Source organism: Haloferax sp. S1W (genome assembly GCF_044593955.1).
Lineage (GTDB): Archaea > Halobacteriota > Halobacteria > Halobacteriales > Haloferacaceae > Haloferax.
In genome coordinates, this window is sequence record NZ_CP172595.1 from 977,882 (window position 1) to 997,331 (window position 19,450).

Genomic DNA, 19,450 nt, shown 5'->3' on the forward strand with positions numbered 1-19,450 from the left:
ATCAGGGTTGCGGGGTCTGTCGAGCACACGGTCACGCGGTCGGCCAACATCCACGCAATCAGTCACTCCTCGCCCACTCAGTCACCCCTCGCATCCGCGGCGGTATTCACCGCACGACGCGGATTTAATGGGTGTGGACGACCACACCGATACATGGAGCGGTACGACCTTCTGTATCGACTGTACGACACCTTCGACGCCGCGGGTGTCCGCGAGGAACAGGACTTCGTCGACCTGTTGCCGCCGCTGGACTCGCGGGTTGGACTCTCACACTGGCAGGCTGTTGCCGACGAACTATCTGACGAGAAGGCGCGCATCCGCCGGACACTCCCCGATGGCGACCGCTACGCCGAACTCGCGGCGCGGGCGACCCGCGACCAGGCGTTTACCGCCCTCGACCTCTACACCAAGTACGGCCGCGATGTGAACGCGCTCGTCCTCGACGTGGACGAGACGCTTCGGTCGGCCGGACGCACCGACAACGAGATTCCGCGGGAGGTGCTGCACCTTCTCACCGAGTTCCACGAGTTGGGCGTCCCCATCGTCATCTGTACGGGCCAGACGCTGGAGAACGTCAAGGGATTCGCGATTCAGGGACTGGGCAACGAACTCGTCCACTCCGGAGACGTGAGTATCGTCTACGAAGCGGGGACAGGCGTGTTCACGCCGGGCCACGGGTCGAACACGAAGCGCCTGCTCTACGAGACGCTCGACGAGTCCGTCCAGTCGGTCTTCGAGTCCGTCCGGGGCCGTGTCATAAGAGACCTCCCAGAAGAACTCCGCGGCAACGTCCACCTTCAGGGGAACGAGTTCAACGTCACGCTCAAGCCGAACTTCGAGACCGGAAGCGACGACGCCGAGGCGGTCATCGACGGCGGACTGGTCTACATGCTGGACCTCCTCGGCGAGGCCGTCACCGACGACTCCGCGGGACCGACGTGGGCACGCGCGTTCTATGCCGCGACTGACCCGGAAATCGAATCGGTGCTCGCCGACCGCGACGTGCTCCCCGAAGACGACGTGGGAGAAGAAATTCCGGACGACGTGCGGGTGACATTCGACCGCGTCACCGTCGCCTACTACCACGCCGACGCCGCGGAACTTTCTGCGGTAGACCTGAACAAAGCCGCGGGGGTCGAAGCAGCGCTCGACGTACTGGGAGTCGAAGACCCCTTCATCCTCGTCATGGGCGACTCGAAGTCCGACCTCGACGTGATGAAGTGGGCCGCGGAGAACGACTGCGGTATCTCCGCCGCGCCAGACCACTCCTCTCCGGGCGTTCTCGAACACGTCCGCGACACGGACGGACTAATCTTCGACCGGGGCGACGCGGCGTCGATGCTTCGGACAGTCTACGCGCTGAATCTGCTGGTCGACTGAATACTCGGTGCGCCGCACCGACTCACCAGCGTTTTCTCTCTGGTTCGGTGGCTTTCACCCCACTCACTGGCTTATGGTCTCAGCGGGCGTACGTCTAGCATGACTGCTGCAATCGACCGAATCGTCTCTCGGGTCCTCCGGTGGCCGGGCGTCGAAACCGAACCACACCGCTTCGGCGGCACCGAATTCGTCGTCGCTGGCAAGGAGATTGGCCACGTCCACGACACCGGTATCGTCGACCTCGCCATCACGAAGCGCGTCAGAGACATCCTCATCATGGAGGGGGTAGCTGACGCACACCACGTCCTTCCGAACTCCGCGTGGGTGACCTACCGCGTGCTCGGCGCACAAGATATCACGGGTGCGATGCGACTGCTCAGGCTCGCGTACCTCTGGCGACTCTCCGCGCTCCGCCGCCGCGACATCGACCTCGACCCGACGTTCGACGCCGAGAGAGAACTGCGTCACCTCGATTTACCCGTCGAACTCGACACGCTCGTCCGGGATACGTTCGGAGACGTACTGAACCGACGGGCATACGCCTAAGAGCATCCGGCCCGTCCCTCTAGAGAACCGTCAAACGTTCGCCGCGTCGGGAAAACTTTACTAATGAACGAGTAAACCACTACACATGGGTAAGAACTACGCGGACCTTCACGACCCGAACGCGGAGTACACGATGCGGGAACTCTCCGCGGAGACGATGGGCGTCACCGCAAAGCGCGGCGGCGGCCGAGACGTGGAGATTACGGACGTACAGACGACGATGGTCGACGGCAACTTCCCGTGGACGCTCGTCCGCATCTACACCGATGCCGGAATCGTCGGCACCGGTGAGGCCTACTGGGGCGCGGGCGTGCCGGAACTCATCGAGCGCATGAAGCCCTTTATCGTCGGTGAGAACCCGCTCGACATCGACCGCCTGTACGAGCACCTCGTCCAGAAGATGTCCGGTGAGGGGTCCGTCGAGGGCGTCACCGTCACGGCTATCGCCGGTATCGAAATCGCCCTGCACGACCTCGCGGGCAAGATTCTCGAAGTCCCGGCGTACCAACTGCTCGGCGGCAAGTACCGCGACGAAGTGCGCGTCTACTGTGACTGCCACACGGCCGACGAGGCCGACCCGCAGGCCTGCGCCGACGAGGCAGAGCGCGTCGTCGAGGAACTCGGCTACGACGCCCTCAAGTTCGACCTTGACGTTCCCTCGGGTCTCGAAAAGGACCGCGCGAACCGGCACCTCCGTCCCGGCGAAATTCGCCACAAGGCCGAAATCGTCGAGGCCGTCACCGAGCGCGTGAAAGACCGCGCGGACGTTGCGTTCGACTGCCACTGGACCTTCTCGGGCGGCAGCGCCAAGCGTCTCGCGGCCGCCATCGAGGACTACGACGTGTGGTGGCTCGAAGACCCCGTCCCGCCGGAGAACCTCGAAGTGCAGGAAGAAGTCACGAAGTCCACGCTCACCCCCATCACGGTCGGTGAGAACCGCTACCGCGTGACCGAACTGCGCCGTCTCATCCAGAATCAGGCGGTCGACATCGTCGCGCCCGACATGCCCAAGGTCGGCGGCATGCGCGAGACGCGGAAGATTGCGGACGTTGCGAACCAGTACTACGTCCCGGTCGCCATGCACAACGTCTCGTCGCCCATCGCGACGATGGCCTCCGCGCACGTCGGCACGGCCATCCCGAACGCGCTGGCAGTCGAGTACCACTCCTACCAACTCGGTTGGTGGGAGGACCTCGTCGAAGAGACCGTCATCGAAGACGGCTACATCGAGATTCCCGAAAAGCCGGGTCTCGGCCTGACGCTCGACGTGGACGCCGTCGAAGAGCACATGGTCGACGGCGACAGCCTCTTCGACGAAGCGTAAGCCGAAGCTTTCTGCTGCGGCTTTCTATTTTCTATTCACTGACGAAGACCACGCAGCGACTGCACAGCCTTATCGCTCCCCGACCGGCGTCCACGTTCGTCCCTTCTCGCCGACGTACTGACTCCGGGGTCGAATGATGCGATTGTCGGCGAGTTGTTCGAGACAGTGGGCCATCCACCCGCCGACGCGGGCGACGGCGAACGTCGTCGTAAAGAGGTCCTTCGGGATGCCGACGCCATGCAAGAGCGCGGCGGTGTAGAACTCGACGTTCGTCTCCAGTCGCCGTCCCGGTTTGTGGTCGGCCAGCATCTCGACTGCGACATCCTCGAACTCTTGGACGGTGTCGAAGAAGTCGGCGTCGCCGCTCTCCCCGTAGAAACTCTCGGCGGCGGTCGAGAGGACCGCGGCGCGAGGGTCGCGGACGCGGTAGACGCGGTGGCCGAAGCCCATCAGTCGCTCGCCCGCATCGAGTTTCTCTTGGACGTACTCCCGCGGAGCGCCGGAGTCGGCAACTTCTCGGAGCATGTCGAGAACGGGACCGGGCGCGCCGCCGTGAAGCGGCCCTTTGAGCGTCCCGACGGCGGCGGTCGCCGCCGACACGACATCCGACTCGGTCGAGACGACCACTCGGGCGGTGAACGTTGAGGCATTCAGTCCGTGGTCGATGACGGTGTTGAGATAGGTTTCGAGACCGCGAACCGCCGCGTCCGTCGGCACCTCGCCGTTCAGCATGTAGAGGTAGTTCGCGGCGTGGCCGAGGTCTTCGCGCGGTGCAACCGGCTCGTCGCCCTGTCGGTAGCGCCAGTACGTCGCGACGATTGCCGGATGAACTGCGACGACGCGCTTGACTGCCTCCCGATTCGAGTGTTCGTCTGCTCCGAGGGTCGCGGTGGCGACACCCATCCGGAGCGCATCCATGGGTGGCTTTTCCTCGTCGGCAGCGCGGCGGAGAACCGCCCGCACCTCGTCTGTGACTTCGCGCCGCGCCGCGAGGTCGCTTCGGAATTCGTCGAGTTCGGATTCGGTCGGCAGACGGTCGTTCAACAGGAGGAAGACGCTCTCCTCGTAGGACGCGTTCCCCGCCAGTTCGGCGAGCGGAAAGCCGCCGATGACGAGTTCGCCTTCCTCACCGTCGATGTAGCTCAACTTCGTCTCCGCGACTGAGATTCCTTCGAGACCTCGATTGAGTTCGTCTCCCATGCGTCTCAGTTTCAATCGTCCGTATTATGTAATTCGGTTTACCATAGTTCCATGTAGAATTTGGTCACAAATAATGCAGACTTCCGGACACACGTCCAGTATATCGGGGGACCAGTAGTGCACGTTGAGTCTCCCAGCCGTCTAGCTAGCTTTTGTCACTTCAGAACGTCATATGGTAACGTATGCCCTCTGATTACACCATCGACTACGAACTGACCGCCGCCGAGGAGAACATCCACCACAGCTGGGACAACGGACTCGAACCCCACGTGACGGTCGAATCGGGCGATGTCGTTCGGTTCGAGTGCCGAGACGCGCTCGACAGACAAATCACACCACAGTCGACCGCCGAGGATTTCGCCAACGCAGATTTCGACCCAGTGCACCCGCTTACAGGTCCCGTCGAAATCACGGGTGCCGAACCGGGGGACGTACTCGCCGTCGAATTCCTCGATTTCGAACATCAAGGGTGGGGCTATACTGGCTTCTTCCCCGGCGACATGGGGTTCGGTCTTCTCCCGAAGGACTTCGAGAAACCGGGGCTCCACATCTGGGACCTCGACGACGGAGTTGCGCACTTCGTGAACGATATCGAAGTCCCGCTGGGGATGTTCGCCGGTGTCTCCGGAGTCGCCCCCGCCGAAGACGGCGCGCACAACACACTCCCGCCGCGCGACACCGGCGGCAACATGGACATTAAACACCTTACGAAAGGGTCGACACTGTACCTCCCCGTAGAGGTCGAAGGGGGGCTCTTTTCGACCGGCGACTGTCACGCAGCGCAGGGCGACGGTGAGGTGTGCGTGACCGGCATCGAAGCGCCGATGTTCGTCACCACGCGCTTCGACGTGCTGAAGAACAAGACCATCTCGCAACCCGAGTTCGAGACGAGCGGACCGTTCACTCCGACCGGGGCGGACGAACCAATGTACGGAACGTCGGGCATCGCCGACGACCTGATGGTGGCGACCAAGAAGGCGATTCGACACATGATTTCGCACCTCAAGGTCGAACACGGTCTCACCGCCGGTGAGGCGTACATCCTCTGTTCGGCCGCGGTGGACCTCAAGATAAACGAAGTCGTGGACGCCCCGAACTGGACCGTCTCGGCGTACCTGCCGAAGAGTCTCTTCCCCGAGTGATTCTCGGCCCCGTCTTTAGTTGGGAGGGGCCAACCGAACTCCTCACTCAGGCTGGACCAACCGAACGCCACCACTCGGTCGGCAGGCGAACACGTCCGCCTTCGGACTGACCCGGTCTGCTACCGCGGCGCGAATCTCGCGCTCGGCGCGTTCCAGCGCCGACTCAGCGACCAGTGCAACGGCGCTTCCACCGAATCCGCCGCCGGTCATCCGCGCGCCGTAGACGCCCGCAGTTTCCGCGGCGAGTTCGACAGCAGCGTCTAACTCGGTGCAACTCACCTCGTAGTCGTCGCGCAGGCTTTCGTGTCCGGCGAGCATCGCGTCGCCGACCACATCGAAGTCACCTGCCGATAGCGCCTCCCGAGCGCTTTTGACGCGTTCGTTCTCAGAGACGACGTGTCTGGCCCGGCGGTAGTGAGTGTCGCCGAGGGCATCAGCGTGGCGTTCGAGCAGGTCGAAATCGACATCTCGGAGCGACTGAAGGTCCGTATCTGCTACCTCGTCGAGTGCGGCAACCGCTTCGCGGCACTCGCGCACCCGGTCGTTGTACCCAGAGTCGGCCAGTTCGTGGGAGACGCCGGTGTCGATGACGAGGATTCCCACGTCGCCGCCGAGAGGAACGTGTTCGAACTCGCGTGAGCGACAGTCCAAGAATAGCGCGGCGTCGGGTTCGCAGAGACCGGCGGCGAACTGGTCGAGGATGCCGCATTCGACGCCGACACCCTCGCGCTCTGCCCGCCAGCACGCGAGCGCGAGGTCGGTCGTCGCCATCTTCCGGCCTGCAACGCCGAGGAGTGCCCGTCCGACGGCGAGTTCGATGGCCGCTGACGACGACAGCCCCGCACCGGATGGGACGTCCGAGGCGATGGCGAGGTCCGCGCCGGGGAGGGCTGCGTCTTCCCGAAGGACACGAGCGACAGCAGCGACGTACGCGGCCCATCCCGCTGGGTCGTCGTGGGGAGCGAACGTCGCCGTCTCTCCGAAATCGGTCGCACGGGCGCGAATCACGTCGTCATCGCGGAGACGGGCGGCGACCGCGACATGTCGGTCGACAGCCAGCGGGAGACAGAGACCATCGTTGTAGTCCGTGTGTCCGCCGACGAGGTTCACCCGACCGGGAGCGACAGCGACAACTGGGTCGGGTGAGCCACCCGGCCCCGCACCGAATGCGTCGCGTAGACCAGCCACCGCGCGGGAGTGTGGGTCGCTTTCGGGAGCGCGGTTCGTTCGCGTCATTCGGTGTCTCCGTGGTCAGTTCCGTCGATATCTCCGTGGGTCATCGCGTCCGTACCCTTACCGAAAGAACTGTCCGCACCGAGTCGCGCGGCGATTTGACGGCCCATCTCTCTCGGGTTCGCCTGCGTCACCCGAAGCGTGTCGCCGACCGCAACGTGGCCGGGTGCGACGACATCGGCGCAGATGCCGCCTCGACGCTCGCGGAGCGCGTCACCAACGCTGTCGTCGCCGACGAGGTCGGCGAGATGCGCACACGGGGGTCTGAGTTTCGTTCCGCGAAGCGTCGCCTCTCCGAGTTCGAATGTCGCGTCGAGCAGGCTTGTGAGGTCGACTCCGCGAACGACGATATTTCGACGGTGGATGCCACCCGACAGGTCGAGGCCGAACGTCTCTCTGGCCTCGTCGAGGACGGCGGCGTCGACGAGTGTCACCGCACACCCGTCGGTGGCCGAGTAGTAGCCCGTCCCTTCGCGGTATCGGTCGCCGACGATACCACCGTTGTTGATGTCGATGGCGTCGTGGGAGACCATCGGCGCACCCTTCGATGGGGCGGTGTAGAGTTCCTCGACGTGCCCCGGGTCGGAGGTCATGTGTCCGGCTAGCACTGGAAGGGACGAATAGGTTCGGTTGCGACCGGGGTGTGTGGTCGCGTCAGCGACTCAGCACAGTGGCTTCGGGTCGATTCCAAGTTCGGTGAGTCCGTCGGCGTAGTCGTCGTAGGCGACTTGCACGACGTACTCGGCGACCATGCTCGCGCGCTTCCAGTCGTCGTCCGATTCGCACAGTTCGTCGAGCAGGTTGAGCCCCGTGGTGAGCGTGTCTTCTGTCTCGCTCTTGAGGTCCCGAAACAGGTCCGCCCCGGCCGGGTCAGCCTCGTTGATAAAGAAGCTAATCACCTGTGTGTGGGTCCGAAGCGACACGAGTCCGCGGCCGACCATCCCCGCGGCGACGCGTTCGATGGTGTTCTCGCGGCCGCGAAGGTAGGCGTGCATCGGCCCCGGTTCGTCGGGAAGGCCGATGTCCTCGTCGAGGGCATCGAGCACGCGTTCGAGGTGTTCGTCTTCCTGCTCCGCCGTCTTCTCGAACGCTGCTTTCGCACGCACGTCAGCCTCGTCGTCCGCCCACGACCGGAACGTCTCGCGTGCGGCGTGCTCCGAGAACGCAGCGGCCCGGAGGACGGCGGACTCGGAGAGGTCCGCCTCGGTCAACGCGAGCAGGAGCTTCGGCGACCCGAGTCGGTCGAGTTGGGTCTGCTTTGCCGCCGTGACCTCCTCGCGGAATGAATCAGCGTCCATGCGCCGAATCAGGGTCTCCACAGTTGTGAACGTTCTGACCAAATCACCGACGTGAGTGAGATACCGACCAAACGGCGGCGTGAGTGAGATAATATCCCGCAGTACTGCGGGTATCAAACATGATACTGTGTGGTAAGAATTGAAGTAGTCGAACCAGTTGAATATCGACAATGACTGACTCCTCGGCACAAGTAACGGCTGACGCGCGGTCCCGCGTCGACGGACAACACCTGCTCTCACGATTAGATATCGACGCTGACGACATCGCCGAACGCAAATCGTTCGTCCGCCTGTCGGACGAAGACGAGCGCCTTCTGGAGTCGATGGCACCACTCTTCGACGACGTGGCCGACGACTTTGCAAACGAATTTTACGACCACCTCGGCGAGCATACCGGCGCGGCGGCCTTCATCGACCGTTCGACGAAGACCGTCGAGATGCTGAAAGGCGATCAGGCGGCGTACCTCCGTGCGCTCGGCCGCGGCGACTACGGGACGGACTACTTCTCCAAGCGGGCGCGAATCGGGAAAATCCACGACATGATAGACCTCGGACCGAAGCACTACCTCGGTGCCTATTCGGTCTATTACGAAGGGTTGGCCGAGGCTATCGCCGAGGACGTGAAAGACGAGTTCAGCGGGTCCGGTGGTGCGTCGCAGTCGAGCGGTGGCCTGCTCGGCAAACTCCGCGGCGGAAGCGAGACGGAATCGAACGTCGAAGAGGCCGTCGATGCGGTCGTCGAACGGTTCCTTCCGGTGTTGAAACTCCTCTCGTTGGACCAGCAAATCGCCATGGAGACGTATATCGACTCGTACAACGAGACGGCCCGACGCGAGGCGAAACAGCGCCGTACACTCGCCGAAGAGGTCGAAGCGGACGTTCGAGAACCCGTCGAATCCTTACTCGAAACCTCACAGGAAGTTACGGAACGCACCACCGGCATCAAGGATATCGCCGACATGCAGGCCGAGGACATGTCGACGGTCGCCGCCGAAGTCTCCGACATGAGTGCGACCGTCGAAGAAATCGCCGCGACGGCCGAAGAGGTCGAACGGACGAGCGCCGACGCCGCCGAGCGCGCCGCGGAGGGTGAAGACGCGGCCGACGAAGCCATCGATGTCATGCGCGACGTGAGCGAGGCCGCCGAGACGGCGTCCGCCGACGTGCAGCGACTCCACGACAAGATAGACGAAATCGACGAAGTGCTCGAAGCCATCAACGACATCGCCGAGCAGACGAACTTACTCGCGCTCAACGCCTCCATCGAGGCAGCACGGGCGGGCGATGCCGGTGAGGGATTCGCTGTCGTCGCCAGCGAAGTCAAGAACCTCGCCGAGGAGTCGCAGTCCCGCGCGGCCGAAGTCGAAGAGACAGTCGACCACATTCAGGTCGAAGCGCAGGACACCATCGACAGTCTCTCGCAGACGACCGACCGCCTCCACGACGGCATCGGCCGCGGTGAGGACGTGATGCGGAGTCTCTCGGACATCTCCGCGGCGGTCGAACAGGCGAGCGCCGGCGTCAGTGAAGTTGCGGCGGCGACCGACGACCAGGCCGTGAGCGCAGAGCAAATCGCCGATATGGTTGACCGGGCAACCGAACGCGCCACCGAAGTCTCCGAGCAAATCGGCGAGGTTGCCGACGCGAATCGCTCGCAGACCGAGCAGGTGCTCACGATTCGTGATGCGACTCACAGGCTCGGTGACGTAGACGACGGCGGCGATGCGTCACGCCTCGCTGCCGCGATGCCCGACTCGGTGTCTGGTGGCGCGTCGTCTGATTCGGATGCGGGGTCTGAGGCAGTCGATACGATGCCGAGCGACGTTTCCGACGGGTCGGTCGGAGACCCGCCAGCGCACATCCGAAACGACGGCGGCGAAGACCAGTAGCCGAACTGCGCTCCGTTCTCCATCTGCCGCTTTTCTCCCTCTGTCTGCTTTTTTCCCGCGGAGTGTTCTTACGCCGTGCGGCCCTACGGTCAGGATATGTCCCCCAAAGCCCTGGCACGCCGACTCCAGCGAGGTGACCCGACCACTGTCCTCGACGTTCGAAACCGCGACGAGTTCGAGGAGTGGCACGTTGACGGCCGGAGCGTCACCGCAGAACAGATTCCGGCGGTTCGGTTCACGCAGGCGGAAGCCCTCGACACCGTCGACGAACTCGCCGAACAGTTCGCGGACGCACCCGAACCGGTTGTCGTCGTCTGTGGCGAAGGAAACGCGAGCGACCACGTTGCAGACATGCTCTCCGACGCTGGCGTGGCAGCCGAAAACTTGGAGACTGGCATGGAAGGCTGGGCGGACGTCTATCTGTCCACGGAGATTCCGCACGCCGACGCGACGGTGCTCCAGTACGACCGCCCGTCCAGCGGTTGTCTCGCCTCCATGGTCGTCTCGGGTGACGAAGCGGTCGTCGTCGACCCCCTGCGCGCGTTCACCGACCGATACGTCGAAGACGCGGCCGACTACGGAGCGGATATCGTCGCTGCAATCGATACGCACGTCCACGCCGACCACGTAAGCGGTGTTCGAACGGTCGCCGACCTCGAAGGCGCCTCTGTGGTCCTTCCCGAGGGCGCGACACGCCGGGGTCTCGCGTACGATGCAGAACTGGTCGAAAACGGCGACACAGTATCTGTCGGCGACACCGAACTCGTTGCCGTCGCGTCGCCGGGACACACCTCGGAGATGACGGCCTATCGACTCGGCGACCTTCTCTTCGTCGGCGATAGTTTCTTCTTGGAGAGCGTCGCACGTCCGGACCTCGAAGAAGGGGACGCCGGTGCGCCCGATGCGGCCCGCCGTCTCCACGAGACACTGGTCGAACGATACGCCGACTTCGACGGCGACACGCGAGTCGCTCCGGCCCACTACAGTGCGCAGGCGACTCCCGGCGACAGTGGTGCCTACGTGGCGACGCTCGACACGCTTCGCCAGCGTCTCGACGCGCTCTCGATGGACACCGACGAGTTCGTCGAATTCATCCTCGAAGATATGCCGCCGCGCCCGGCGAACTTCGAGCGCATCATCGACACCAACCTCGGTCAGCAACCGCTCGACGATGACGAAGCGTTCGAGATGGAGTTGGGGCCGAACAACTGCGCGGCGACAGTTCCGGAAGCGTAATAGAGAGTGTGGGGTGCAAACTGCGCCCCGAAAATCCCGTCGTTAGTCGTCGTCAGCGGCAGCGCCGGTCGCCGCAGCATCGTCTTCGATGCTCGGCGGGTAGATACCGCGTTCGAGTTTGAGGTCGCTCTGCGGGCGCGCCATGCAGGTGAGCGCGTACTTCTCTGCTTCTTCGTCGGTCAGCCCACGGGCGGCGGGTTGGGTAACCTCGCCTTCGAGAATCTCCGCGGAGCAGGCGAGACACATGCCGACGCGGCAGGAGTACTCCTGTGCGATGCCTTCTTCGATGCACGCTTTCAGGATGGTCTGCTTGTCGGAGACGGTGATGGTCTCGCCGGTCCCGACGAACTCGACGGTGTAGTCAGTCATACCACGGGATATGAGCGACCCCGACAAAACTGTTTATCAAAGAAATACTGGGAGCGTAGTTTAGCCGCCGAGACGGGGATTTAGTCGCCGATTCGAGGACTTATTCTTCGGGCTCGGCCGTCTCCTCACCGGATGCGTCGCCTTCCGCTTTTTCGTCCTCTTTTTCCATCCGGACCGTGAGAACCGGAACCGGCGACGTGCGGACGATGCGCTCTGTCACGCTACCGAGCAGATAGTGGCTCAGGCCGGTTCGGCCGTGGGTTCCCATGACCACGAGGTCGATAGCGTGGTCGTCGATGTACTGTTGAATCGACCGATAGGCGGTGCCCGTGACGACTTCGGCGTCCGCCTCGACGCCCGCCTCTTCGGCGGCTTCGAGGACGTGTTTGGTCGCCGCGTCACCCTCGCGTTCGAGGGCGTCGATGACGACATCCGCCCCGGCGTCGAGGGACGTGTAGATACTCGTGTCGACGACGTACAGCGCGTGAATCGTCGCCCCGTACGTCTTTGCGATATCGAGCGCGTGGTCGATGGCGTGCCCGGCGGCTTTACTCCCGTCGGTCGGCACGAGAATCTCGTCGTACATGACAATTTACCTTCGTCCGGACTGGGGTTAGTTCTACTCCTCGTTCTCGCCGCCGTGGAAGGAGAGAATCGACCCTTCACACGCTTGCAGTCCGTCGATTCTGGCGGTCTCGTCGCCCAGTTCGACCGTCTCGACGACCGACCATCCCGATTCGTCGTCGTAGGCGACGCCTTTGACCCACGACTCGGTCGCAAAGAGCAGTCCGCGCGCCGGTTCCTCGCTCTCGACGGAGACGACGAGTTCGAACGCGTCGGACCGGTTCAAAGACGTGAGTTCGGGGGCTTCGAGCGGACGTGGGGGAAGTGATTCGATGAGCGCCATATCCGTCACCTACCGGGCCGGTGGGATGACGCTTTCGAACCACAGAATACGTATCGCACGACCACCGAATACGTATCGTACGAACCACAGAATACGTATCGTACGACCACCGAATGCACGTCGCATGAACCCCGGCGCGAGTCGTAAACACCTTGCCGCCCGCGGTGTCACGTCACCCCATGATTCCCTCTCGCCTCCGGCGGCGAGTCGGCCGGACGGAACTCGCCGTGGGTGCGATGGTGGTTCTCGCGCTCGTCGTCCGTCTCGTCGCACTCGGGTCCCGGCCCCTCCACTGGGACGAGGCACGCGTCGGCTACTGGAGCCTCCGCTATCTGGAGACTGGGCACTTCAGCTATCGCCCGGTCGCAGGCGGCCCGCTCGTCTACCTCCTCGCCCGCGCGTCGATGGCGCTCTTCGGAGCGACCGACTTCGCCCTTCGCCTCCCCTTCGCCCTCCTCGGAGCGGCGCTCCCCGGTATCGCCCTCCTCTTTCGGAGTCGCCTCCGCGACGACGAGATAATCGCCCTCGCCGCGGTGCTCGCCCTCAACCCGCTTCTCGTCTACTACGGCCGCTTCGCACGCGGCGACGTACTTGCGGCGGGATTCGCCTTGCTCGTCCTCGGGTTCGCCGTCAGACTCCTCGACGGTGGCGGCAGGAAGAACGCGTACGGACTCGCGGCGGCAGCAGCGCTCGCCATCGCCTCGTCCGGGTTCGGAATCGTCGCGCTCGCGTGTCTCGGTGTCGCCGGACTGCTCGTGTTCGACCACGCCGCACTCGTCACGTCGTCGCGGCCGGCCGCGACCCGTCTCGGTGAATTCGTCGCCCGCACTCGCGGGTCGGCAACGCCAGCGGCGCGCGCACTCTTGGTGTTCGTCGGTATCTACGTCTTCACCTTTGCGCCCCGTGCGGGCGAGACGGACGGTGCCGGACTGTACACGCCCGGGACGATACTGACCGCGTTCGATGCGGCGATTTTCAACTCGGTTCGGCGATTCGTCGGCGTCCGCGTCGTCCACAGGTACCCCGAATACACGCACGAATATCTCCCGTACCTCGGCGACTTACTCGGGACGCTCGCCATCGCGGCGGTTCCCGTGACGGCCCTCGCGCTCGGGGCGTTCCTCGTCGACCGCTACGGGACGAGCGGCCCGCGCGCACTCGTCTCCGCGGGCGCGTACTGGGCCGGGGCGGCGCTGGTGTTCGTCCCGATGTTGACCGAGGTTTCGGCCCCGTGGCTCGGCGTCCACGTCGTCGTTCCGCTCGCAATTCCGGCCGCCGTCGCGCTCGCCGCGTTGATTCGCTGGGGTCGAAGCGCGCTCGACGCCGGGGATGTTCCCCGCGTGGCCGCTACGGTTCTCATCGTCGGCGCGCTCCTCGTCCAGACCGGTGGCGTCGCGGCCAGCGAAGTGTACGCACCGAGTGCGCGAGACACCGACCTCGCGCACTACGCCCAACCGCCGAGCGAGTTCGATTCGTTCCGAGACAACGTGTCGGAGTGGGTCGGCCCCACGGACGACGCGGACGTGGACGTGCTCTACTACGGGAGTTCAATGTACGTCGCAGAGACGGCGGACGATTACCCGCCGGTACCGGATTCGTGGGGTGAGCGACTCCCGCTCGCGTGGTACATCGCCCGTGAGGATGCCGACACCCGCTCAGTCGCGACCGAAGCGGAACTTCGGCAACTGTCGGACGTGCCGCCGGTCGTGGTTGTCCCGGCAACCGAGCGCGGGACGGTCGCACCGCTTCTCGACGGGTACGTTGCCCACGAGTACGACACGGCCCTGTGGGGGCGGCGCGTCGTGGTGTTCGTTAAAAACTGACGACAGGACTCAGCGGAAGCCCATCGCTTCGATTTGTTCTTGGTAGCGGTTCCGGATGGTAACTTCCGTCACCTGCGCGACGTCGGCGACTTCGCGCTGGGTCTTCTTCTCGTTGCAGAGAAGCGACGCCGCGTAGATAGCCGCGGCGGCGAACCCTGTCGGCGACTTGCCCGAGAGCAGGCCCTGTTCTGCGGACACGTCGATGATTTCTGTGGCCTTCGACTGAACTTCTTCGGACAGATTGAGCGCGGATGCAAAACGAGGGACGAACTGTTTGGGGTCGACGGGTTTGAGTTCCAACCCGAGTTCCTGCGAGATGTACCGGTATGTTCGTCCAATCTCTTTCTGCGGGACGCGAGACACTTCCGCGACTTCGTCGAGCGAGCGCGGGATGCCTTCCTGACGGCAGGCGGCGTAAAGTGCCGAGGTGGCGACACCCTCGATGGAACGCCCGCGAATCAGGTCTTCGTTGAGCGCGCGGCGGTAAATGACCGACGCGACTTCGCGGACGGACCGCGGAACGCCGAGTGCCGACGCCATGCGGTCGATTTCGCTGAGCGCGAACTGAAGGTTGCGCTCGCCCGCGTCCTTGGTTCGAATTCGTTCCTGCCACTTTCGAAGGCGGTGCATCTGGGACCGCTTTTCCGAGGAAAGCGACCGACCGTAGGCGTCTTTGTCCTTCCAGTCGATGGTCGTCGTCAGACCACGGTCGTGCATCGTCTCGGTAATCGGGGCACCGACACGTGACTTCGACTGTCGCTCGGAGTGGTTGAACGCGCGCCACTCCGGACCGCGGTCAATCTGGCGCTCGTCGAGAACGAGACCACAGTCGTCGCATACGAGTTCCCCCTGGTCTGCGTCCGTGACAACCTGGTCGGACCCACACTCCGGGCAACTCAGTTGCTCGTCCTCCTGTGCCGTTGCCTCCTCACGTTGACGCTGCCGGCTCGGACGTTCCATTAAAAGGTTTCTGGTGGAGCTTGAATTTAAACCTTTGTATCAGAATTATGATAAAGCACGCCGTCTAGCGATTCGCTTCTCCCGGCTGACGACGTGTCGGACTCACCTACTTATAATGTTCCTTGACCAACGGTGAATCGAATGGGTAGACGTGCTACCGCGATACTCGTTGTCGCGTTTCTCGCGGTTTTCGCGGGATGTCTCGGCGGTGGGCTGAGCCAGTCCGACGCGACGACCGCCGGACCGACGACGCCAGTTCCGACGGCGACAGAATCGAACTCCGAACCTGCACAGAGCGACGTGTCAGTTGAGGTGGTAGAAGTCGTCGATGGCGACACTATCAAAGTCGTCATGCCGGACGGCGCGCGCGAGACGGTGAGATTGCTCGGCGTCGACACGCCCGAGGTGTACGGGTCGAACACGCCAGACGAGTTCGAGGGTGTTCCAGAGACCGAAGCGGGCGAAGCGTGTCTCCGCGACGCGGGACACGACGCGAGCGACTTCGCTAACGCACGCTTGTCGAACCAGACGGTCGGCCTTCGCTACGACGAGCAGGCGGGCAAGCGCGGGTACTACGGGCGACTGCTCGCCTATGTCGTCGTCGACGGCGCGGAGTTCAACTACCACCTGCTCACCGAGGGTCACGCGCGGTTCTACGACAGTTCGTTCGAGGAGCGCTCGCGCTACGAGGCGGCAGAACGCGAGGCGCGAGAGCAGGGCGTCGGTCTCTGGACGTGTGCGACCGAGAACGGGACTGCCGATGGGACGACTGCGACGAACGAGTACGGACTCACAGTCAGCGTTGCGGCCGACGCGCCCGGCAACGACAACGACAACCTCAACGAGGAGTACGTGACGCTTCGGAACTCCGGAACGGAACGCCTCGACCTCTCTGGGTGGACGCTCTCGGATGCGGCCGGTGCTTCGTACACGTTCGCGGACGGAACCGAACTTCCGGCCGGAGAGACGCTCACGCTCTACACTGGGTCGGGAACGGACACCCAAAACGAGGTCTACTGGGGTCGGTCGAGCGCCGTCTGGAACAACGGTGGCGATACGGTGACGATTACGAACGCGGCGGGCGAGACTGTCGTCTCCTACACGTACCAGTAGTCACATCCTCTCTTCTTCCGGATACGCTTCGAATCGTCCCACGACACAAGCGAGGCCCCGAGAGTGTGCCCGTCTACCCTCGGGGAGACTGTGCGACTCCATCCCACCGCTGGGGGAATGGGGGAGCGTGTGACCCCCGAGCGAATATACAACACATGCCACTATTATTCCCTAGCCTACTGTTTTCAGCCATTTGAGACGATATATCGACATTTCAACTCGCCCTTCCGATTACTACTGCGCATTCACAAAGTTATATGTATAACCAAGGAATATGTGTGAGCAACATGAGCACGCACGACTCCCCGGATGTGAAGGCAGCGCTCTCGACCACCCGCTCGACCGACCTGACGCCGGTCGTCCTCGACGCGGCGAATCTCGACTCGACCGCTCCGTCTCGGCTTCGGGACCTGAAAGCCGGTCTGGCCGACGAAGGCTACCTCCCGGCCGAACTCGTCGTCGAAGCCGAATTCTGCGAGGACGACCCGCTGGCGATTCAGTCCGAGTCGGACCGTCTCCGCGAGTACGTGCGCGTGGCATCGTTCCTCGGTTCGGGGCGTATCGTCGTCGACGTGGCCCGGTCGTGTCGACCGGAAGACGAAGAGACGGCACTGGCCGCGCTCGAAGAACGTGCCCATCGCGAGGGTGTCGCTTTTGAGGTTCGCCACCGCACGAACACCTGATGGCAACCAAGGCCGCGTTAGAGGCGCAACTGGCGGTAGTCGCTGGCTTCGAGAACCCGAAGGTCGCCCTCGAACAGTATCCCACGCCACCGGACCTCGCCGCACACCTCGTTCACCTCGCCGACCTCCGCGGCGATATCGACGGAAAGACGGTCGTCGACCTCGGCACGGGGACCGGCATGCTCGCGCTCGGTGCCGCCCTTCGGTCTCCCGCGCGCGTCTTCGGCGTCGAACTCGACGCCGACGCGCTGGCAACCGCGCTCGATAACGCTCGCCGCGTCGGGGCGACCGCGCCCGTGCACTGGGTGCGCGCCGACGCGACGAGGCTTCCGTTGTGTCTCTCCGACGGCGACCAGGTCACCGTTCTGATGAACCCACCGTTCGGGGCGCAACGCGGGAACGAACACGCTGACCGCGCCTTCCTCGAATCGGTGGCATCGGTCGCTGACGTATCGTACTCAGTCCACAACGAAGGGAGCAAGGAGTTCATCGAGGCGTTCGCAGATGATGTGGACGCCGACGTGACCGACGCATTCCGGGCGACGTTCGACCTCGAACACCAGTTCGACTTCCACGAGGACGACCGGCGTGAACTCGACGCCGAAGTGTTCAGAATCGAGTGGTAGCCGTCGGTCGGCGCTCTCGGGAGGTCTGTGTCTCAGTTATACTCCGGAGGGCACTGTGTCTCAGTTATACGTTTCTTCTCGCGCGACTCGCACGCGGGTGCCACGGTACTCCGCAAAAATGAACGTATCCTCCCGGACGAACCGGATGTCGTCGAGGGTCGTACTGACGTTCGCCGTCGGCACCGGCCCGCGGACGGCCCCCCGGTCTGAGGCTACTTTGAGGTCGTAGCCCTCCGCGGTCGGAACGACCGAGATGTTACGTCCGGCGACGATAGGTTCTGCCTGCACAGCCCCGGTCTTGTACGCGAGGACGGTCTCGTTCTCGGTGGCGAGGAAGACACGATAGGCCGATTCCCCCGTGCCGATAACGACGTAGCCGTCGCGGGCGGCGACCGCCCTGTCGCGCCATCCGACACCGCCGACTCTGACGACCGACCGGCCGTCGAACGCGAGTCGACTCTTCGAGATTGCGGTCGTCCAGATGCCTCGCTCTTTGCTCTTGACGATGACGCCGGAGGTGTTTGTCGTCGTCGACTCTCCGAAGAGTTCGATGTCGAAGGCGGCGGTCAACCCGTTCGGCACGTTTTCGGCGTACGTGACCTCGTAATCCCTGAGTTCGAGTTTCTCTCCGGGCAGGTCGTCAGAGGCCGTGGTGAACATGTTGTACGGAATCGCAGGCCCCGTGAGTGCTGAGGTGACGATGAGAAGGACGGCAACACCAACCTGCCATCGCGGTGCAGACAGAACCGACATATCTGGCGCACGCGGCCAAATCGGGCGGTCTGACGACGCGACGGTGAGGGCAACGAGCGTCGCCAGCGAGATGACGAGCGCAACCCCGACTGCGCGGAAGAGAACGAACGTCTCTGCCCCGCGGAACCAGTAGACAGCCCACATCGACTCTTGGACGGTGAACAGGAGGACGGCAGCGAAGCTTCGCATCGCGGTGGGTTTGGAGTCGCCTCGCGTTCGAACCACCCACACGCCGAGAAGCACACCGAAGAGCAGCCCAATTGCGTGTCCCTGAAGCGCGATTTGCGCCCACCACGGCGTCGAGAACACGGGCCGAGCAGTCGCAGTTACCTCGGGCGAGAGCATCGCGTCGTAGAACAGGCGAACGATGCGTCCCGAAAAGAGCGCCAACACGGTCGTGATGGGGCGTGTGACGAGGGCAAATCCGCCGAAGGCGAACACGACACCCGAGAATCCGATGACAGGGCCGAGCGCGAGTACGGACGTGAGGACACCGACGACGAACACACCGGCGGGAAAGAGCACGAACGCGCGAACGTACGGGTTGTCACGGTACGACCCGAACGAGGTTGCCCCGCGCCGCTGCGGGTAGTGGCCGATGGCGTACTCGGCGATAGGGGCCAGCGTCAACGCTCCGATGAGGTTCCCGATGAGGTGCCCGGCGCTGGAGTGCGAAAACGGCGCGGCGAGCATCCCGAGCGGGTAGAAGTACGACCACGCACGGAACGGAATGACGAGTGGCCGGTACCACGTCGACAACCCACCTTGCAGAAAGAGATAGACGAAGAGAACGCCGCCGATAGAGACGAACGTCCCCAACGGAAGACCGAAGAGCAGTCGACGACGAAGCGCTGCGGTGAGACGACTCGGGCGGTCTACCAGCGCGAGTGCTACGATAGCAACGAAAATTGCGAAGCCGACCGCAAGCCGGTGGAGGGGTACCCAACCGGGAAGCTCGAGCATTTGCT

The 19,450-nt window shown here is 63.7% G+C and carries 19 protein-coding genes; 10 read left to right on the plus strand and 9 right to left on the minus strand.

Features of this window, described 5'->3' with window-relative positions:
* Positions 1 to 153 precede the first annotated feature (153 nt).
* The 3 genes from ACH9L7_RS05130 to ACH9L7_RS05140 all read left to right on the plus strand — a co-directional run bounded on the left by ACH9L7_RS05130 (position 154) and on the right by ACH9L7_RS05140 (position 3,250).
* Positions 154 to 1,380 (plus strand): HAD family hydrolase, encoded by a 1,227-nt coding sequence (locus ACH9L7_RS05130; RefSeq protein WP_396612660.1) that lies wholly within the window; start codon positions 154 to 156, stop codon positions 1,378 to 1,380.
* A gap of 99 nt (positions 1,381 to 1,479) precedes the next feature.
* A complete protein-coding gene (locus ACH9L7_RS05135; RefSeq protein ID WP_396612661.1) occupies positions 1,480 to 1,926 on the plus strand; it encodes a luciferase family protein in 447 nt (148 codons plus the stop codon).
* Positions 1,927 to 2,011: 85 nt separating this feature from the next.
* Positions 2,012 to 3,250: a mandelate racemase/muconate lactonizing enzyme family protein gene (locus ACH9L7_RS05140; RefSeq protein ID WP_396612662.1), complete on the plus strand. Its 1,239-nt coding sequence runs from the start codon at positions 2,012 to 2,014 to the stop codon at positions 3,248 to 3,250.
* 69 nt (positions 3,251 to 3,319) lie between these two features.
* Here the strand turns inward: ACH9L7_RS05140 and ACH9L7_RS05145 are convergent, their stop codons facing one another.
* Positions 3,320 to 4,450 (minus strand): citrate synthase, encoded by a 1,131-nt coding sequence (locus ACH9L7_RS05145; protein WP_396612663.1) that lies wholly within the window; start codon positions 4,448 to 4,450, stop codon positions 3,320 to 3,322.
* Positions 4,451 to 4,632: 182 nt separating this feature from the next.
* Between ACH9L7_RS05145 and ACH9L7_RS05150 the strand changes: the two genes are divergently transcribed.
* Positions 4,633 to 5,592: an acetamidase/formamidase family protein gene (locus ACH9L7_RS05150; protein ID WP_396612664.1), complete on the plus strand. Its 960-nt coding sequence runs from the start codon at positions 4,633 to 4,635 to the stop codon at positions 5,590 to 5,592.
* Between the two features lie 42 nt (positions 5,593 to 5,634).
* Here ACH9L7_RS05150 and galK read toward each other — a convergent pair whose 3' ends face one another.
* From galK to ACH9L7_RS05165, 3 genes are all read right to left on the minus strand, one after another.
* The gene (gene galK / locus ACH9L7_RS05155; protein ID WP_396612665.1) at positions 5,635 to 6,828 is read right to left on the minus strand and encodes a galactokinase; all 1,194 of its coding nucleotides are present in this window, start codon (positions 6,826 to 6,828) and stop codon (positions 5,635 to 5,637) included.
* Entirely contained in the window at positions 6,825 to 7,418 is a 594-nt protein-coding gene (locus ACH9L7_RS05160; RefSeq protein ID WP_396612666.1) for an MOSC domain-containing protein, read from the minus strand. The genes galK and ACH9L7_RS05160 overlap by 4 nt, the downstream gene beginning before the upstream one ends.
* Positions 7,419 to 7,487: 69 nt before the next feature.
* Positions 7,488 to 8,123, minus strand: coding sequence for a rubrerythrin family protein (locus ACH9L7_RS05165; protein WP_396612667.1), 636 nt, complete (start codon positions 8,121 to 8,123; stop codon positions 7,488 to 7,490).
* 170 nt (positions 8,124 to 8,293) lie between these two features.
* On the opposite strand from ACH9L7_RS05165, the gene ACH9L7_RS05170 reads away from it, so the two are divergent.
* Complete coding sequence (locus tag ACH9L7_RS05170; RefSeq protein WP_396612668.1) at positions 8,294 to 10,012, plus strand: globin-coupled sensor protein; 1,719 nt, start codon at positions 8,294 to 8,296, stop codon at positions 10,010 to 10,012.
* A 96-nt stretch (positions 10,013 to 10,108) separates the two neighbouring features.
* Positions 10,109 to 11,248, plus strand: coding sequence for an MBL fold metallo-hydrolase (locus tag ACH9L7_RS05175; protein WP_396612669.1), 1,140 nt, complete (start codon positions 10,109 to 10,111; stop codon positions 11,246 to 11,248).
* 42 nt (positions 11,249 to 11,290) lie between these two features.
* Here the strand turns inward: ACH9L7_RS05175 and ACH9L7_RS05180 are convergent, their stop codons facing one another.
* The 3 genes from ACH9L7_RS05180 to ACH9L7_RS05190 form a co-directional block, all read right to left on the minus strand.
* Positions 11,291 to 11,617, minus strand: a complete 327-nt coding sequence (locus tag ACH9L7_RS05180) for a 2Fe-2S iron-sulfur cluster-binding protein (protein ID WP_396612670.1) — start codon at positions 11,615 to 11,617, stop codon at positions 11,291 to 11,293.
* A gap of 100 nt (positions 11,618 to 11,717) precedes the next feature.
* Complete coding sequence (locus ACH9L7_RS05185; protein WP_396612671.1) at positions 11,718 to 12,203, minus strand: universal stress protein; 486 nt, start codon at positions 12,201 to 12,203, stop codon at positions 11,718 to 11,720.
* Positions 12,204 to 12,236: 33 nt separating this feature from the next.
* Positions 12,237 to 12,524 (minus strand): hypothetical protein, encoded by a 288-nt coding sequence (locus tag ACH9L7_RS05190; RefSeq protein WP_396612672.1) that lies wholly within the window; start codon positions 12,522 to 12,524, stop codon positions 12,237 to 12,239.
* A 179-nt stretch (positions 12,525 to 12,703) separates the two neighbouring features.
* On the opposite strand from ACH9L7_RS05190, the gene ACH9L7_RS05195 reads away from it, so the two are divergent.
* Positions 12,704 to 14,347, plus strand: a complete 1,644-nt coding sequence (locus ACH9L7_RS05195; protein ID WP_396612673.1) for a flippase activity-associated protein Agl23 — start codon at positions 12,704 to 12,706, stop codon at positions 14,345 to 14,347.
* 9 nt (positions 14,348 to 14,356) lie between these two features.
* Here ACH9L7_RS05195 and ACH9L7_RS05200 read toward each other — a convergent pair whose 3' ends face one another.
* Positions 14,357 to 15,307 (minus strand): transcription initiation factor IIB family protein, encoded by a 951-nt coding sequence (locus ACH9L7_RS05200; protein WP_007540126.1) that lies wholly within the window; start codon positions 15,305 to 15,307, stop codon positions 14,357 to 14,359.
* A 141-nt stretch (positions 15,308 to 15,448) separates the two neighbouring features.
* On the opposite strand from ACH9L7_RS05200, the gene ACH9L7_RS05205 reads away from it, so the two are divergent.
* From ACH9L7_RS05205 to ACH9L7_RS05215, 3 genes are all read left to right on the plus strand, one after another.
* Positions 15,449 to 16,420: a lamin tail domain-containing protein gene (locus tag ACH9L7_RS05205; protein ID WP_396612674.1), complete on the plus strand. Its 972-nt coding sequence runs from the start codon at positions 15,449 to 15,451 to the stop codon at positions 16,418 to 16,420.
* Between the two features lie 287 nt (positions 16,421 to 16,707).
* The gene (locus tag ACH9L7_RS05210; protein WP_396612675.1) at positions 16,708 to 17,103 is read left to right on the plus strand and encodes a hypothetical protein; all 396 of its coding nucleotides are present in this window, start codon (positions 16,708 to 16,710) and stop codon (positions 17,101 to 17,103) included.
* Positions 17,103 to 17,729 (plus strand): METTL5 family protein, encoded by a 627-nt coding sequence (locus ACH9L7_RS05215; protein WP_396612676.1) that lies wholly within the window; start codon positions 17,103 to 17,105, stop codon positions 17,727 to 17,729. Before ACH9L7_RS05210 ends, ACH9L7_RS05215 begins: the two co-directional genes overlap by 1 nt.
* A 60-nt stretch (positions 17,730 to 17,789) precedes the next feature.
* On the opposite strand, the gene ACH9L7_RS05220 is transcribed toward ACH9L7_RS05215, so the two are convergent.
* Positions 17,790 to 19,445: a rhomboid family intramembrane serine protease gene (locus ACH9L7_RS05220; RefSeq protein WP_396612677.1), complete on the minus strand. Its 1,656-nt coding sequence runs from the start codon at positions 19,443 to 19,445 to the stop codon at positions 17,790 to 17,792.
* Positions 19,446 to 19,450: the final 5 nt, after the last annotated feature.